16 protein-coding genes are annotated in these 14,611 nt (G+C 70.3%); 11 read left to right on the top strand and 5 right to left on the bottom strand.

What is annotated here, in order from left to right:
• Positions 1 to 177 precede the first annotated feature (177 nt).
• The 3 genes from ACH5AC_RS00005 to ACH5AC_RS00015 form a co-directional block, all read right to left on the bottom strand.
• Positions 178 to 786 (bottom strand): phage tail protein, encoded by a 609-nt coding sequence (locus ACH5AC_RS00005; protein WP_398859210.1) that lies wholly within the window; start codon positions 784 to 786, stop codon positions 178 to 180.
• A gap of 136 nt (positions 787 to 922) precedes the next feature.
• Positions 923 to 1,336, bottom strand: coding sequence for a hypothetical protein (locus ACH5AC_RS00010; RefSeq protein WP_398859211.1), 414 nt, complete (start codon positions 1,334 to 1,336; stop codon positions 923 to 925).
• A 388-nt stretch (positions 1,337 to 1,724) separates the two neighbouring features.
• Positions 1,725 to 2,195, bottom strand: a complete 471-nt coding sequence (locus tag ACH5AC_RS00015) for a helix-turn-helix domain-containing protein (protein WP_398859212.1) — start codon at positions 2,193 to 2,195, stop codon at positions 1,725 to 1,727.
• Positions 2,196 to 2,447: 252 nt separating this feature from the next.
• On the opposite strand from ACH5AC_RS00015, the gene ACH5AC_RS00020 reads away from it, so the two are divergent.
• The 4 genes from ACH5AC_RS00020 (at position 2,448) to ACH5AC_RS00035 (ending at position 4,860) form a co-directional block, all read left to right on the top strand.
• Positions 2,448 to 2,747, top strand: a complete 300-nt coding sequence (locus tag ACH5AC_RS00020) for a WhiB family transcriptional regulator (RefSeq protein ID WP_398859213.1) — start codon at positions 2,448 to 2,450, stop codon at positions 2,745 to 2,747.
• Positions 2,740 to 3,984: a hypothetical protein gene (locus ACH5AC_RS00025; protein ID WP_398859214.1), complete on the top strand. Its 1,245-nt coding sequence runs from the start codon at positions 2,740 to 2,742 to the stop codon at positions 3,982 to 3,984. Before ACH5AC_RS00020 ends, ACH5AC_RS00025 begins: the two co-directional genes overlap by 8 nt.
• Positions 3,981 to 4,214, top strand: a complete 234-nt coding sequence (locus ACH5AC_RS00030; RefSeq protein WP_398859215.1) for a hypothetical protein — start codon at positions 3,981 to 3,983, stop codon at positions 4,212 to 4,214. Before ACH5AC_RS00025 ends, ACH5AC_RS00030 begins: the two co-directional genes overlap by 4 nt.
• A gap of 103 nt (positions 4,215 to 4,317) precedes the next feature.
• The gene (locus ACH5AC_RS00035) at positions 4,318 to 4,860 is read left to right on the top strand and encodes a DUF1707 and DUF4190 domain-containing protein (RefSeq protein WP_398859216.1); all 543 of its coding nucleotides are present in this window, start codon (positions 4,318 to 4,320) and stop codon (positions 4,858 to 4,860) included.
• 62 nt (positions 4,861 to 4,922) lie between these two features.
• Here the strand turns inward: ACH5AC_RS00035 and ACH5AC_RS00040 are convergent, their stop codons facing one another.
• Positions 4,923 to 6,233 (bottom strand): glycosyltransferase family 39 protein, encoded by a 1,311-nt coding sequence (locus tag ACH5AC_RS00040; protein ID WP_398859217.1) that lies wholly within the window; start codon positions 6,231 to 6,233, stop codon positions 4,923 to 4,925.
• A gap of 146 nt (positions 6,234 to 6,379) precedes the next feature.
• Between ACH5AC_RS00040 and ACH5AC_RS00045 the strand changes: the two genes are divergently transcribed.
• The 6 genes from ACH5AC_RS00045 (at position 6,380) to ACH5AC_RS00070 (ending at position 12,926) form a co-directional block, all read left to right on the top strand.
• Positions 6,380 to 7,360, top strand: coding sequence for a glycosyltransferase family 2 protein (locus ACH5AC_RS00045; protein WP_398859218.1), 981 nt, complete (start codon positions 6,380 to 6,382; stop codon positions 7,358 to 7,360).
• Between the two features lie 248 nt (positions 7,361 to 7,608).
• Positions 7,609 to 7,980 carry a 30S ribosomal protein S12 gene (rpsL, locus tag ACH5AC_RS00050; protein WP_003948652.1) on the top strand — a complete coding sequence of 124 codons (372 nt, stop codon included), beginning with the start codon at positions 7,609 to 7,611 and terminating at the stop codon, positions 7,978 to 7,980.
• A gap of 2 nt (positions 7,981 to 7,982) precedes the next feature.
• Entirely contained in the window at positions 7,983 to 8,453 is a 471-nt protein-coding gene (rpsG, locus tag ACH5AC_RS00055) for a 30S ribosomal protein S7 (RefSeq protein WP_264924788.1), read from the top strand.
• A gap of 39 nt (positions 8,454 to 8,492) precedes the next feature.
• Positions 8,493 to 10,619: an elongation factor G gene (gene fusA / locus ACH5AC_RS00060; RefSeq protein ID WP_398859219.1), complete on the top strand. Its 2,127-nt coding sequence runs from the start codon at positions 8,493 to 8,495 to the stop codon at positions 10,617 to 10,619.
• A gap of 186 nt (positions 10,620 to 10,805) precedes the next feature.
• Positions 10,806 to 11,999, top strand: a complete 1,194-nt coding sequence (tuf, locus tag ACH5AC_RS00065; protein WP_398859220.1) for an elongation factor Tu — start codon at positions 10,806 to 10,808, stop codon at positions 11,997 to 11,999.
• Between the two features lie 192 nt (positions 12,000 to 12,191).
• On the top strand, positions 12,192 to 12,926 hold the full coding sequence (locus tag ACH5AC_RS00070; RefSeq protein WP_398859221.1) for a hypothetical protein: 735 nt from the start codon (positions 12,192 to 12,194) through the stop codon (positions 12,924 to 12,926).
• A gap of 7 nt (positions 12,927 to 12,933) precedes the next feature.
• On the opposite strand, the gene ACH5AC_RS00075 is transcribed toward ACH5AC_RS00070, so the two are convergent.
• Positions 12,934 to 13,260 (bottom strand): hypothetical protein, encoded by a 327-nt coding sequence (locus tag ACH5AC_RS00075; RefSeq protein ID WP_398859222.1) that lies wholly within the window; start codon positions 13,258 to 13,260, stop codon positions 12,934 to 12,936.
• 37 nt (positions 13,261 to 13,297) lie between these two features.
• Between ACH5AC_RS00075 and ACH5AC_RS00080 the strand changes: the two genes are divergently transcribed.
• Positions 13,298 to 14,548 (top strand): type II CAAX prenyl endopeptidase Rce1 family protein, encoded by a 1,251-nt coding sequence (locus tag ACH5AC_RS00080; protein WP_398859223.1) that lies wholly within the window; start codon positions 13,298 to 13,300, stop codon positions 14,546 to 14,548.
• Positions 14,549 to 14,611: the final 63 nt, after the last annotated feature.

A 14,611-nucleotide genomic window follows, 5' to 3' on the forward strand; every position in this document is an offset into this window, starting at 1 on the left:
GGGGGGGGGGGGGGGGGGGGGGGGGGGGGGGGGGGGGGGGGGGGGGGGGGGGGGGGGGGGGGGGGGGGGGGTGGGGGGGGGGGTTTTGGGGGGGGGGGGGGGGGGGGGGGGTTTTGTGGGGGGGGGGGGGGGGGGGGGGGGGGGGGGGGGGGGGCCCCCCCCCCCCGCCCCCGTGGGTCAGGCCGCGTACGAGGCGTCCTTCATCAGGAAGGTGGCGAGCGCCGACTGGCCCGGCGTGGCCATCGCGGTGAAGGTGATGCCGAGCTGGGCCGCGGACTTGCGGGCCAGCTTGAGGTCGTCCACCGCGGTGACCTGGCCGCGCGGGATGCCGAAGCGGTAGGTCACCGCGTCGTCGGTGCCGCCGCCCGCGCGGACGTCCGTGAACTCCAGGCCGAGGGCGTGGACATCGGCGTACGGGCGGTCGGCGACCTCGTACTTGTAGACGCCCGGGTTGTTGGTGGTGTCCACCGCCGAGACGTCGCCGCCGCCCATGAACAGCGGCAGCGTGTCCTCGTTGAACTGCAGCAGCGAGAACTTCAGCGTCAGGTCGCGGTCCGAGTACACGAAGTGCACCGGGCTGACCGCCTGCCACACGTCGATCGGCTCCAGCTTGTCCTTCTTGCTGAAGGTGACGCCGTCGCCGGAGGTGTAGCCGAGGTCCGTCCAGCCGCTCCAGTCGGTCGCGGGGGTGCCGGTGAAGCCGGCCGGGAGCTCGGTGCCGGCCGGGGCGTAGTAGAGCCGGCCGACTCCGGCGATACGGATCTCGGAGGAGTTGGTGCCTGCCATGCGGATATCTCCTTGAACAGATGGGGTGTTGGCTTCCGTCACCGGGGGTCCGGGTACGGCGAAGGCCCCGCCGGGATCGGCGGGGCCTTCGGTCTGTGGGGTGGTACTCGCGGGGTCTACGGTGCGGTGCGGTGCGTCAGTAGACGTCCAGGAACACCTTCAGCACGCACACGTAGCGGTTCGCCGCGGCGTAGAGGTAGTCGGGCAGCCAGCGCGGGCCGTCCTGTTCCTCCACCTCGGTGATGAGGTTCCTGCCGTAGCGGCTGCCGGCCGCGGCCATCAGGGCGCGGCGGGCCGAGTTGGCCAGCACGTGCGCCTCCTGCTTGGTCGGGCCGTAGACCTCCAGCTCGATCAGCGGCTGGTCGACGTGGAGTTCGCCGATCCAGGCACCGCCGCGGCGGTTGACGAGCACGGCGGCGGTCGTGCCGTTGAAGTCCGACGGCGGCTCTACGGTGACGAGCGCCGTGGACAGGGCCGAGTCGGCCTCCAGGATGTCGACGACCAGGGCCTCGACGTCGGGGAAGGCGCTCGGTGGGGTGGGTGTGGTCATGCCGGGTCACCTCGGGTCGACTGGGCGGGGTGAGGGACACCGGGCGGGCGCCGCGCGGGGGAAGGCGAGCAGGGGCCGCGGCGCCACGGCCCGGCGTACGGCGAGGTGGCCTTGCCCGTCTCGCGGGCACAGCTCCGCCGCTGCACCAACTGTGACAGACGAGCGTGCGCGCACGCAACTAAATCGGCGAGGCAATTGCGCCCGGTGGCGCCGGAGGGGCTGAAGAGCCAGGTGGGGCGGGGGTGTGGATGTGGGGGAGGGGGGACTGATTCGTGCGGCGGTTCTACGGCGATGGCGGCGCCGTCGGTTCGCGCGGTGGCCGGCGTCGCGGCGGCCGTACCGCGCTGGTGCACCCGTCGGCCCACGGGTGCCCGTCGGGGCGGTGCGGTCAGTCGACGCCGGGGGATGTCGCGACCGCCGCCTCCACCAGTTCGTCCCGCGCCTCCGCCTCGCTCGGCAGGAACTGCTCCACCACCCGCACGAACATCTCCCGCCGGTCGGCGGGCACCCCCAGCAGGTCGGCGACCTCCTCCAGCGTGGGGCGGCGGCCGAACTCCGCGCTGGGTGCGGGCGCGGCCAGATACTCGTGCGGGTCGGCCAGTTCCTCGGCGGTGAGGCGGCCGGAGCGGATGAGCATGTCCCGGACCGGCACGCCGAGCACACGGGCGAGCCGGCGCGTGGTCTCCAGGTCGGGCATGCTCTGGCGCTGCAGCAGACGGGTGACGGCGGCGCGGTGCACGCCGGCCTCGTCCGCGATCCGCGACTTTCCGCCGCCGCGTGGGCTGTCGATGTCGTAACCGCGGTCGCGCATCAGGTCCTCGACCCATGCCGCGAACGCGTCCAGATCCTGGCTGGTCATCTGTGGGCTCGCTTCCCTTCGGGGGGCACAAGTTTAGCTTGCTTGCGCGCGCGGAATTACGTGCTCTCGTGCAAGCACTGAGGAAAATCGGTGCGGTTCGCGGAGGATTTGTGGCCGAAGGCCATGGGGGCGCCGGGTGCGCCGGTCTCGCCGCGGAGGGTGTTCGAAACTTATTGCGAGCGCGCACGCAATCTGTAACTGTGGGGGGCGTTCACTCGGCTCGCTTCGTTCACGCAACGCCAGGGAGGCTCCATGTCCGTAGCCAACTCCTGCCCACCTCCTGATGCCTGGCAGTCCGCCGCGGCCTGCGTCGGTCTGCCCCCGGGGATCGTCTTCGCCAAGAAGCCCAAGGTGGCCGCGCCCGCCCTGCGCGCCTGCGCCCGCTGCACCGTGCGGCGCGCCTGCGAGGACGCCGTGGCCCCGGCCGAGAGCTGGTTCGACGGCGTCTGCGGCGGCCGCCTGTGGCGTTCCGGCCGCCCGGTCCCGGTGCCCGCCCCGCTCCTCCCGGTGGCCCTGCGGTACCTGCCCGGCCAGGGAGGGACCGTTGCCTGAGCAGAGTCCCACCACGCACGCCGCCCTCTGGATCGGCCTGCTCCTGAAGCAGTTCCCGGAACTGTCCGCCGAACTCGCCCCCGGCCGCACCACCCCCGCCCACCGCCCCGCCGCACCGGCCCCCGCCGACCTCGCCGAACGGCTCCGCGAGGAACGCGAGGAGGCGCTGCTGCTGCAGCAGCGGCACGGCCTGGTCGCCCTGGGGCACAGCGCCGCACCGCTGCGCCTGCACATCTCCGACACCATCCGCGACATCACCGACGGCGTGACCGAACTGGAGGAGGCCGTCCGCGACCGGCTCGGCCTGCCCCGGGTGCGCCGCGCTTCCGTCGCCGAGCGGCTGCGCCGGATCGCGGCCCTGCTCGACGGCATCGACGCCGACCCCGTCCTGGCCGCGCATGTGCGCGACGAGACCCGCCGCATGGCCCGCCGCTGCGCCCGCGCGCTGGGCGACACCGAGACCGTCGTACGGGTCTCCGGCCGCTGCCCCTGGTGCGACTCCGTCTCGCTACGGGCCTTCCCCGACCGGGGCGCGGTCCTGTGCATCAACCCCGCGTGCCGCTGCACGGCCCCGCTGTGCGGCTGCCACGACGACCCGGCCTACCGGCACACCTGGGAGGAGGGCGAATGGGAACGGGCGGCTGCCACCGGGAAGAACGCCACGGGGTCAGCTGCCGGGGCCTCGCCCGACACGGGGTCGCCTGTCAGTGGGGCGCCTGTAACCGGCGCGTTCGGCACGGGGTCGTCTGCCTCCGGGGTGTCCGTCACTGGCGCGTCCGGTACGGGGTCGTCTGCCTCCGGGGTGTCCGTCACTGGCGCGTCCGGTACGGGGTCGGCTGTCACTGGGGCGCCTGTCACCGGCGCGTTCGGCACGGGGTCGGCTGTCACTGGGGCGCCTGTCACCGGCGCGTTCGGCACGGGGTCGTCCGCCTCCGGGGTGTCCGTCACCCGCGCGTCCGGCACGGGGTCGGCTGTCACTGGGGCGTCCGGTACGGGGTCGGCTGTCACCGGGCCGTCCGTCACCGGCGCGTTCGGCACGGGGTCGTCTGCCTCCGGGGTGTCCGTCACTGGCGCGTCCGGTACGGGGTGGTCCGCCACTGGCTGGTCCGCCTCCGGCGCGCCCGGTACCGGGGCGTCCGCCTCGGGGTCCTCCGCCACCGGCCCGTCCGCCACCCGTTCGCCCGCCACCGGTTCGCCCGCCGCCCGATCGCGCGCCACCAGGGAGGCCGGTCGATGAAGCCGCCGATGCCTGCTCTGATCCCCGGTCCGCTGGCCGCTCGGGAGGTCGGGGTCGCGCCTGCCACGATTCGCAAGTGGGTTCAGCTGGGTCGGCTGAAACCTGCCGGTAAGGCGGGGCGCGCCCAGCTGTTCCGGCTGGAGGACGTCTTCGCCGCCGAGCGGGCGGCCCGGGGGACGGGCCGGCGGGAGAGGCGGGCCGGAGCGGGGGACCCGGGGACGGAGAGTTAACGGGAGTTGACGATCGTTCGGCGGTTTCAGCGGGGGAACCGTCGGCGTCCGGGGCGCGTTGGTGAATGATGGAGGCAGTCAGCCGTCCGGGGGAGGTGTGTCCGTGTCGTATCCGTCGCCATGGCAGCCGTGGCAGGGGCAGAGCAGCCCGTCGATGCTCGCCTCCCACGCCGATCGTGAGCGCGCCGTCGACGTGCTCAGAGCGGGCTTCAGCGAGGGCCGCCTTCAGCAGGCCGAGTTCGAGAAGCGGGTGGCCCGGGCGTATGACGCCCGGACGGTCGCCGAGCTGTCCGTGCTGGTGGCCGACCTGCCCGTCGGACCGATGACCCAGCCCGTCCAGTCACAGGGCTTCGGCGCGCCGGTGGTGCCGCGCACCTTCCTGCCCGCCCCGCCGCCGCCCACCAACAGCAAGGCGATCGGCTCCATGGTCTGCGGTGTCCTCACCACCATGACCATGGGGCTCACCGGCCTCCCCGCGGTGATCCTCGGCCACTCGGCCCGCGCCGAGATCCGCCGCACCGGCCAGGGCGGCGAGGGGTTCGCCCTCGCCGGCCTGATCCTGGGCTGGCTGTCGGTCGCGGGCTGGGCCGTGTTCCTGACGATCCTGATGGTGGCGGCGGCCGCCTCGGAATCGGGAGCGGGCTGACGGGCGGACAGGCCCGTGTCGGGGTCAGGAGCGGGCTGACCCGCCCGCGCCCCGGCGCCCGGCTACGGCACGCCCAGCTCGAAGATCACGTAGTGCGCGTACCAGCCGGACGCCACCGCCGTCGTCGTGAAGAACACCGCCAGGCTCGGCCATCTCAGCCGGCTCATCGCCGCCGCGGGCGCCAGCAGCAGCGGAAAGGCCGGGAGCAGATAGCGGGAGGTGTTGCCGAACATCTGCTGGGTGCCCAGCACGGTCACGATGCTCGCCAGGGTGTACGCGACCAGCACCAGCGGCGGCCTCTTGCGCAGCATCAGCGCGATCAGGAAGGGCAGCGCGATCACCAGCTGCACGGCCAGCAGGTCCGGCACAGTGAAGGCGAACAGGTAGTCGTTGTGGCCGACGGCGACATTGCGCAGCACGTCCAGCGTGTAGGCACCCCAGTCGAAGTAGTGCGCCCACCCCTCCCTCTGCAGGGTGAAGTACGCGGTCAGGTCGCCCATGCTGTAGCCGACCCAGCCGATGTACGTCAGCAGGCCGAGCGGCGCCGCGAACATCGCGTACACCGGCCCGGCGACCCCCTGCTCGCGCCGGCTGTCCCGCCGTACCACCGTGATCAGGGCCGCGAGGCCCACCGCCCCGATGAGCGCGGCCGAGGTCGGGCGGTTCAGGCCGGCCAGGAACGCCAGCAGGCCCGCCGCCACCCAGCGCCGCTTCATCACGCAGTAGCAGGTCCAGGACGCGATCGCGACGAACAGCGACTCCGAGTACACCGCCCACTCGACGCCCGCGCCGGGCGCCACCGCCCACAGCCCGGCGGCGATCGTGCCGGCCCGCACGCCCGCGAGGCTGGAGACGACGGCGTAGATACCGGCCGCCGCCACGAAGGACGCCAGTACGGAGACCAGGATCCCGGAGCCGAACAGACCCAGTCCGGTCATCTCCGAGACACCGCGGATCAGCCCGGGATAGAGCGGGAAGAAGGCGACCGAGTCCTGCTGGACCGTGAAGAGTCCGCCCGGTGCGAGCCGCCGCAGCGGCTGCGGGTCGTACCCTTTCTCGGCGACCTGGAGATACCACCAGCCGTCCCAGGTCGCCAGGACGTCCCACCAGTGGGCGCCGCCACCGAAGCGCGGCTGCTTCTCCCGGTAGTCGCCCGCGTACTCCATCAGGACGGCGAAGATGGTGAGGCCCACGAGCTTCGTGACCCCGTACAGGACGAGCGGCGGGACGTACGGCCGGACGGCGGGCGGCAGGGTGAGCCGGCGGCCCGGGCGTGGCCCGTCGTCGTTCCGCTCATCGGGCAGGGCGGAGTCCGCCGCCGTTTCGTCGGAAGCGGCGTCCTCGGAAGCCGTCTCGTTGGAAGCCGTGCTCATGCCCGCCGTCCCCCTTCGGCCGACCGCCGGGGGCAGGGGACGTTCCGCTGGCCGGGGGGTCGTGAAGTGTCAGTCATAAGATCGCATCAGAGTCGCATGGGTGCGGCCACAGAGTCGCATGCGCGTGCCGGAGGGGGGAGGACCGGGTGGCCCCAGCAGCCGAAGAGGTGACGGTCCTGTCCGTCGTCATACCGATGTACAACGAGGAAGAGGCGCTGCCCGCCCTCGTCAGCCGGGTGCGCCCCGTCCTCGCCGGCCTCGGTGTGCCGTACGAACTGATCGCCGTCGACGACGGCAGCACCGACCGCACCGCCGAACTGCTCGCCGCCTTCCGCCTCGGCTGGCCCGAGCTGCGGATCATCGGCCTGCGCCGCAACTCCGGCCACCAGGCCGCGCTGACCGCCGGCCTGGACCGGGCGGTCGGGGAGTACGTCGTCAGCCTCGACGCGGACCTGCAGGACCCGCCGGAGAAGATCTCCGACATGCTGGCGCTGGCGCGCGGCGAGGGGCTCGACATCGTCTACGGCGTCCGGGCGGACCGGGCGAGCGACAGCGGGTTCAAGCGGTGGACCGCCGGTCTCTACTACCGGCTCGTACGACGGCTCGCGGGGCCCTCGGTGCCGGCGCAGGCGGGGGACTTCCGGCTGCTCAGCCGGGCCGCAGTCGACGCGCTGAAGGCTCTGCCGGACCAGCAGCGGGTGTACCGGCTGCTGGTGCCCTGGCTGGGGTTTCCCAGCGGGCAGGTGACGTACGAGCGGGCGCCGAGGACGGCGGGGCGGAGCAAGTATCCGCTCGGGCGGATGATCCGGCTCGCGGTGGACTCCATCACGGGGTTCTCGGCGGCGCCGCTGAGACTTGCGACCTGGCTGGGCGGGTTCGCGTTTCTGGTGTGCCTGGTGCTGATGGCCTACACGATCGGGGCGTATGTCCTTGACCACACGGTGCCGGGGTGGACGTCGCTGTTCGTCGGGGTGCTGTTCATCGGGGCGGTGCAGCTGATCTGTGTCGGGCTGCTCGGGGAGTACGTGGCGCGCATCTACACGGCGGTGCAGAACAGGCCGTCGTACTACGTGGGGCACGACTCGGCCGAGGAGCCCCAGGTCGCGGAGGACCGTTCCGTGTGGTAGGAGGCAGGGCCCCCTTGCTTTTGTTTTGACCGGAGTCTGCGGGGTGGGTACGCTCAGACCTTGTGCCTGGGGTGTGCCCTGGCTCTCGTGCGTGCCTTCGACCGCACGGCGAGCCGCGACCGGCCACCGCAATCTGAGCCTCTTTCCGCCTGGTGCGGGGAGTCCGCCGGATTCGACACACCCGACCGCGTGGGTCGGCAAAGTTCCAGGTTAGCTGTACCCATCGGCACACAGAAACCGGAGAAGTAGTGCCTACGATCCAGCAGCTGGTCCGCAAGGGCCGGCAGGACAAGGTCGAGAAGAACAAGACGCCCGCACTCGAGGGTTCCCCTCAGCGTCGCGGCGTCTGCACGCGTGTGTTCACGACCACCCCGAAGAAGCCGAACTCGGCCCTGCGTAAGGTCGCGCGTGTGCGTCTGACCAGCGGGATCGAGGTCACCGCTTACATTCCGGGTGAGGGACACAACCTGCAGGAGCACTCCATCGTGCTCGTGCGCGGCGGCCGTGTGAAGGACCTGCCGGGTGTTCGCTACAAGATCATCCGCGGCTCGCTCGACACCCAGGGTGTCAAGAACCGCAAGCAGGCCCGCAGCCGTTACGGCGCCAAGAAGGAGAAGTAAGAATGCCTCGTAAGGGCCCCGCCCCGAAGCGCCCGGTCATCATCGACCCGGTCTACGGTTCTCCTCTGGTGACCTCCCTGATCAACAAGGTGCTGCTGAACGGCAAGCGCTCCACCGCCGAGCGCATCGTCTACGGCGCCATGGAGGGCCTGCGCGAGAAGACCGGCAACGACCCGGTCATCACGCTGAAGCGCGCTCTCGAGAACATCAAGCCGACCATCGAGGTCAAGTCCCGCCGTGTCGGTGGCGCCACCTACCAGGTCCCGGTCGAGGTCAAGCCCGGCCGTGCCAACACCCTGGCGCTGCGCTGGCTCGTCGGCTACTCCCGCGCCCGTCGCGAGAAGACCATGACCGAGCGTCTGCTGAACGAGCTCCTCGACGCGTCCAACGGCCTCGGCGCCGCTGTGAAGAAGCGTGAGGACACGCACAAGATGGCCGAGTCCAACAAGGCCTTCGCGCACTACCGCTGGTAGTCGCTTCCCCATCGAGAACCGAGAGAAGACTGAAGCCTTATGGCTACCACTTCACTTGACCTGGCCAAGGTCCGCAACATCGGGATCATGGCCCACATCGACGCGGGCAAGACGACCACCACCGAGCGGATCCTGTTCTACACCGGTGTGTCCTACAAGATCGGTGAGGTCCACGACGGCGCTGCCACCATGGACTGGATGGAGCAGGAGCAGGAGCGTGGCATCACGATCACCTCTGCTGCCACCACCTGTCACTGGCCGCTGGAGGACGTCGACCACACCATCAACATCATCGACACGCCGGGCCACGTCGACTTCACCGTCGAGGTGGAGCGTTCCCTGCGCGTGCTCGACGGTGCTGTCACCGTGTTCGACGGCGTCGCCGGCGTAGAGCCCCAGTCCGAGACGGTGTGGCGTCAGGCGGACCGCTACGGCGTTCCGCGTATCTGCTTCGTCAACAAGCTCGACCGCACCGGTGCCGAGTTCCACCGCTGTGTCGACATGATCTCCGACCGCCTGGGCGCGCAGCCGCTGGTCATGCAGCTGCCGATCGGTGCCGAGGCGGACTTCAAGGGTGTCGTCGACCTGGTGACGATGAAGGCCCTGGTCTGGTCCGCCGAGGCCACCAAGGGCGAGATGTACGACACCGTCGACATCCCGGACACCCACGTCGAGGCCGCCGAGGAGTGGCGCGGCAAGCTGGTCGAGGCCGTCGCCGAGAACGACGAAGAGATCATGGAGCTGTACCTGGAGGGCGAGGAGCCTTCCGTGGAGCAGCTGTACGCCGCGATCCGTCGTATCACCATCGCCTCCGGCAAGGGCACCGGCACCACCGTCACCCCGGTGTTCTGCGGTACCGCGTTCAAGAACAAGGGCGTCCAGCCCCTGCTCGACGCGGTCGTGCGCTACCTGCCGTCCCCCGTTGACATCGAGGCCATCGAGGGCCAGGACGTCAAGGACCCGGAGACGGTCGTGCGGCGCAAGCCGTCCGACGACGAGCCGCTGTCGGCGCTGGCGTTCAAGATCATGAGCGACCCGCACCTGGGCAAGCTCACCTTCGTCCGCGTGTACTCCGGCCGCCTGGAGTCCGGCACCGCCGTGCTGAACTCCGTCAAGGGCAAGAAGGAGCGCATCGGCAAGATCTACCGCATGCACGCCAACAAGCGTGAGGAGATCGAGTCGGTGGGCGCCGGCGACATCGTCGCCGTCATGGGCCTGAAGCAGACCACCACCGGTGAGACGCTCTGCGACGAGAAGAGCCCGGTGATCCTGGAGTCCATGGACTTCCCGGCGCCGGTCATCGAGGTCGCGATCGAGCCCAAGTCCAAGGGCGACCAGGAGAAGCTGGGTGTCGCCATCCAGCGTCTCGCGGAGGAGGACCCCTCCTTCCAGGTGCACACCAACGAGGAGACCGGCCAGACCGTCATCGGCGGTATGGGCGAGCTTCACCTCGAGGTGCTCGTCGACCGCATGAAGCGCGAGTTCAAGGTCGAGGCCAACGTCGGCAAGCCGCAGGTCGCGTACCGCGAGACGATCCGCAAGGCCGTCGAGAAGGTCGAGTACACCCACAAGAAGCAGACCGGTGGTACCGGTCAGTTCGGTAGGGTCATCATCGCGATCGAGCCGATCGAGAGCGGTGACACCTCGTACGAGTTCGTGAACAAGGTGACCGGTGGTCGTATCCCGAAGGAGTACATCCCTTCGGTGGACGCCGGTGCGCAGGAGGCCATGCAGTTCGGCATCCTCGCCGGTTACGAGATGACCGGTGTCCGCGTCACGCTGCTCGACGGTGCCTACCACGAGGTCGACTCCTCCGAACTCGCGTTCAAGATCGCCGGTTCGCAGGCCTTCAAGGAGGCCGCGCGCAAGGCTTCGCCCGTGCTCCTCGAGCCGATGATGGCCGTCGAGGTCACCACGCCCGAGGACTACATGGGTGACGTCATCGGCGACATCAACTCCCGCCGTGGCCAGATCCAGGCCATGGAGGAGCGGGCTGGTGCCCGCGTCGTGAAGGGCCTCGTGCCCCTGTCGGAGATGTTCGGCTACGTCGGCGACCTCCGCAGCAAGACGTCGGGTCGCGCAAGCTACTCGATGCAGTTCGACTCCTACGCCGAGGTTCCGCGGAACGTCGCCGAGGAGATCATCGCGAAGGCCAAGGGCGAGTAACGCACCGCGTTCCCACGCCGTAGGCTTGACTCCGGAGTCTCGCGGGCCATTCATCCCCATTCGTGGGGGAACCCACTTGTGGGAACCCCTTCAGGGGTGAATGGCCCCGGGCCCGGGATTTAACAGCAAAGATCACCTGGCGCCGATGAAGTAAGGCGTACAGAACCACTCCACAGGAGGACCCCAGTGGCGAAGGCGAAGTTCGAGCGGACTAAGCCGCACGTCAACATCGGCACCATCGGTCACATCGACCACGGTAAGACGACCCTCACGGCCGCCATTACCAAGGTGCTGCACGACGCGTACCCGGACCTGAACGAGGCCACCCCGTTCGACAACATCGACAAGGCTCCTGAGGAGCGTCAGCGCGGTATCACCATCTCCATCGCGCACGTCGAGTACCAGACCGAGGCGCGTCACTACGCCCACGTCGACTGCCCGGGTCACGCGGACTACATCAAGAACATGATCACCGGTGCCGCCCAGATGGACGGCGCGATCCTCGTGGTCGCCGCGACCGACGGTCCGATGCCGCAGACCAAGGAGCACGTGCTCCTGGCCCGCCAGGTCGGCGTGCCGTACATCGTCGTCGCCCTGAACAAGGCCGACATGGTGGACGACGAGGAGATCCTGGAGCTCGTCGAGCTCGAGGTCCGTGAGCTCCTCTCCGAGTACGAGTTCCCGGGCGACGACCTGCCGGTCGTCAAGGTCTCGGCGCTCAAGGCCCTCGAGGGCGACCCGGAGTACGTCCAGACCGTTCTCGACCTGATGAAGGCCGTCGACGAGTCGATCCCGGAGCCGGAGCGCGACGTCGACAAGCCGTTCCTCATGCCGATCGAGGACGTCTTCACGATCACCGGCCGCGGTACGGTCGTCACCGGCCGTATCGAGCGTGGTGTCCTGAAGGTCAACGAGACCGTCGACATCATCGGCATCAAGACCGAGAAGACCACCACCACGGTCACCGGCATCGAGATGTTCCGCAAGCTGCTCGACGAGGGCCAGGCCGGTGAGAACGTCGGTCTGCTGCTCCGTGGCATCAAGCGCGAGGACGTCGAGCGCGGCCAGGTCATCATCAAGCCGGGCTCGGTCACGCCGCACACCGAGTTCGAGGCGCAGGCGTACATCCTCTCCAAGGACGAGGGTGGCCGCCACACGCCGTTCTTCAACAACTACCGCCCGCAGTTCTACTTCCGTACCACGGACGTGACCGGCGTTGTGCACCTCCCCGAGGGCACCGAGATGGTCATGCCGGGCGACAACACCGAGATGCGCGTCGAGCTGATCCAGCCCGTCGCCATGGAGGAGGGCCTGAAGTTCGCCATCCGTGAGGGTGGCCGGACCGTCGGCGCCGGCCAGGTCACCAAGATCGTCAAGTAAGTTCCGCTTGCTTGGGGTCTGTTGACCCGGTAGCTCCAGCCGCGAGCACCTGAGGGGCCCGTACGACTTCGGTCGTACGGGCCCTTTCGTCTGTGCGGTTTTGTTGTGGGTCTGTTTTGTTGTGTGGCGGTTTCGTTATGTGGCGCTGGAAGACTCCTTCCCGATCAGGCGGAAACACGGGGAGGGACTGTCATGGGAAAGCGCCTCAGGCGTGTCGTGCCGGTGTTGCTGGCGGCGGTGAGCCTGTCGTCGGTGTCGGGCTGCGGACCGACGGACGAATCGGACGCGGCCCCCAAGTCCCCGGTGCCATCGGTGAGTTCGCCGACGGCCACGTCCCCGACGCCGGTGCCCCCGACGCCGACACCCACGCCGACGTCAGCGAGCCCCGTGCCCAGTGCGGCGAAGACCACGTCCCCGCCGACCCCCACCCGACCCGCCTGGCCGCGCGTCACCTTCGCCCGGCTGTCGTTCGAGATACCCCCGGGCTGGGAGCTGACCCGGTCCGGTGAGTACGACGCCTGCGTCCAGCCGGTGGGTCGCGCGGGCCTGCCCATGACGTTCGGCTGCACCGGGATCGCCATCCGGACCGGCACGATCCTCGGCAACGAGGGACGCCCGTACGAGGCCCGCCAGCCCGGCGGCTGGTACCACGCGTCCGACGCGCAACCCTGCCCGGCCGGCCGGACCCTGGCGGACGGCTCCTTCAACTACATCAACAGCGGCTCCTCCGCCCCACCCGTGGAGTCCGGCCTGCGCCCCGTCGGCGACCGCAAGGCGGCGTACGACCGCTGGACGGCCACCTGCACCAGCGGCTACCGCTTCTCTCCCCAGGCATGGCATCTTCCCGTGTCCCGGGTGCTGTTCCTGGACTACACGGGGCACGCGGAGACCGGGCGGGTGCTGGAGTCGGTGCGGTTCCCGGGCTGAGGCCGCCTCAGCTGTCGGCCTTCCGCAGGCGGTGGAGGAGCTTGGCGTACACGGTGGTCGCGGCGGTGACGGTCGACGCGATGGACGCCAGGGCGAGAATGCCGAGGAGGGCGGGCCACTGACGGAGACTGTCCCTCTCGCAGAAAGCCTCGTGCGGGTCCGGCTCGACGAGCGGGCCCCGGCACAGGGGTTCACCGCTCGCCACCTCGGGACCGTGGTCGGCGATCATCAGGTACAGAAACCAGCCCCACAGGGCGAGCGCCAGCAACAACCACGCCACCGACCACCTTTCCGTGCGCCGGGCGGTGTCGCGCTGCTCCTCGGTCCCTGCCATATGTCTCCTTCTTCGATACGGACTGCACTCTTATCCCATGACGATCACACCTGAGTTCGGGTTGCCGGCCGAGCAGGCGGCGCCCACCCCCCTGCCGTACCACCGCCTCGCCCATGTCACGGGCCGGCACCGCTGGTGGCGTCCCCTCGTCGGCACGCTGGTGGCGTCGGTCGCCTGGGTGGTGCTCAGCGTGGTTCTGTACGGGATGGGCGAGATCTTCGGTTACGTGACCGGGATGCCCCAACTGGACGACGGCACCATCGACTTCAGTCCACTGCAGGGCACGGTGCTCGACCTGGCCGGCATAGCCCTGGCGCTTCCGGTGGTCCTGCTGACCGTGCTGTGGCTGGGCCGGCGCCCGGCGGGCACCGTCTCGTCCGTCACGGGGCGGCTGCGGCTGGGCTGGCTGGCCCGGTGTCTGCTGGTCGCGGTGGCGCCGGTGGCGCTGCTGATCGTGGGGTCGTTCTTCGTCCCCGGCGCGGAAGAGGACACGTCCGTGTCGGCGGACTGGGTCGGCTGGCGCTTCTATCTCTTCTCCCTGGCCGTTCTCACCGTCCTCGTCCCCCTCCAGGCCGCCGCCGAGGAGTACCTCTTCCGGGGCTGGCTGCTGCAGGCGGTGGGCGCCTTCTTCCGCTCTCCGTGGCTGCCCCTGCTGCCCCAGGCGGCCCTGTTCGCCGCGGCCCACGGCTGGGGCACGGCCTGGGGCTTCGCCGACCTGCTGCTCTTCGGCCTGGTGGCCGGCTGGCTCACGGTCCGCACGGGTGGCCTGGAGGCGGCGGTGGCCCTCCACACCCTGAACAACCTCTCCTCCTTCGCGCTGGCGGCCACGGTGACGGACGGCCTCGCGTCGGACGAGACGGCGGCGGACATGCCGTGGCAGCTCTTCGTGGTGGACATCGTCTCCATGGCCGCCTACGCCGCCCTCATCCTCCTCTGGGCCCGCCGCCGACACCCGCAACAGACGGCCGAGCCGATCACGCCGGAGCCGTGGGTCGCACCGCCGATGCCATGGCCTGCGGCGCCTTATCCCTGGCCGACCGCGGCGGGACCGTGGCCGACCGCGGCGGGACCGTGGCCGACCGCGGCGGGACCGTGGCCGGGGGCACAAGGTCCGTGGCCCGCCACGCCCGCACCACTGACGGCCACCGAGCCTGCTCCATCCCACCCCGAAGCCCCGACACCGCCAGGTGAGCCGACGCCACCCGCGTCCACGCCTTCGCACACCGCGACGGCCGCCACTGACCCGGACGCCGAGTCGGAGCGCCCGGACGCAGGGTCGGCCCGCTGAGGGGAGGAACCTCATCGGGTGATGTGGCAGCCGCGCCGCACCTCCGGCGCTGCGGGACGGCAA

It is taken from the genome of Streptomyces sp. NPDC018693 (assembly GCF_044391385.1).
Taxonomy (GTDB): Bacteria; Actinomycetota; Actinomycetes; order Streptomycetales; family Streptomycetaceae; genus Streptomyces.

Coding starts and splice junctions, on each gene's coding strand:
- ACH5AC_RS00005 (WP_398859210.1), bottom strand. CDS start 786: ATGGCAGGCACCAACTCCTCCGAGATCCGTATCGCCGGAGTCGGCCGG.
- ACH5AC_RS00010 (WP_398859211.1), bottom strand. CDS start 1,336: ATGACCACACCCACCCCACCGAGCGCCTTCCCCGACGTCGAGGCCCTG.
- ACH5AC_RS00015 (WP_398859212.1), bottom strand. CDS start 2,195: ATGACCAGCCAGGATCTGGACGCGTTCGCGGCATGGGTCGAGGACCTG.
- ACH5AC_RS00020 (WP_398859213.1), top strand. CDS start 2,448: ATGTCCGTAGCCAACTCCTGCCCACCTCCTGATGCCTGGCAGTCCGCC.
- ACH5AC_RS00030 (WP_398859215.1), top strand. CDS start 3,981: ATGAAGCCGCCGATGCCTGCTCTGATCCCCGGTCCGCTGGCCGCTCGG.
- ACH5AC_RS00040 (WP_398859217.1), bottom strand. CDS start 6,233: ATGAGCACGGCTTCCAACGAGACGGCTTCCGAGGACGCCGCTTCCGAC.
- rpsG (WP_264924788.1), top strand. CDS start 7,983: ATGCCTCGTAAGGGCCCCGCCCCGAAGCGCCCGGTCATCATCGACCCG.
- fusA (WP_398859219.1), top strand. CDS start 8,493: ATGGCTACCACTTCACTTGACCTGGCCAAGGTCCGCAACATCGGGATC.
- ACH5AC_RS00070 (WP_398859221.1), top strand. CDS start 12,192: ATGGGAAAGCGCCTCAGGCGTGTCGTGCCGGTGTTGCTGGCGGCGGTG.
- ACH5AC_RS00075 (WP_398859222.1), bottom strand. CDS start 13,260: ATGGCAGGGACCGAGGAGCAGCGCGACACCGCCCGGCGCACGGAAAGG.
- ACH5AC_RS00080 (WP_398859223.1), top strand. CDS start 13,298: ATGACGATCACACCTGAGTTCGGGTTGCCGGCCGAGCAGGCGGCGCCC.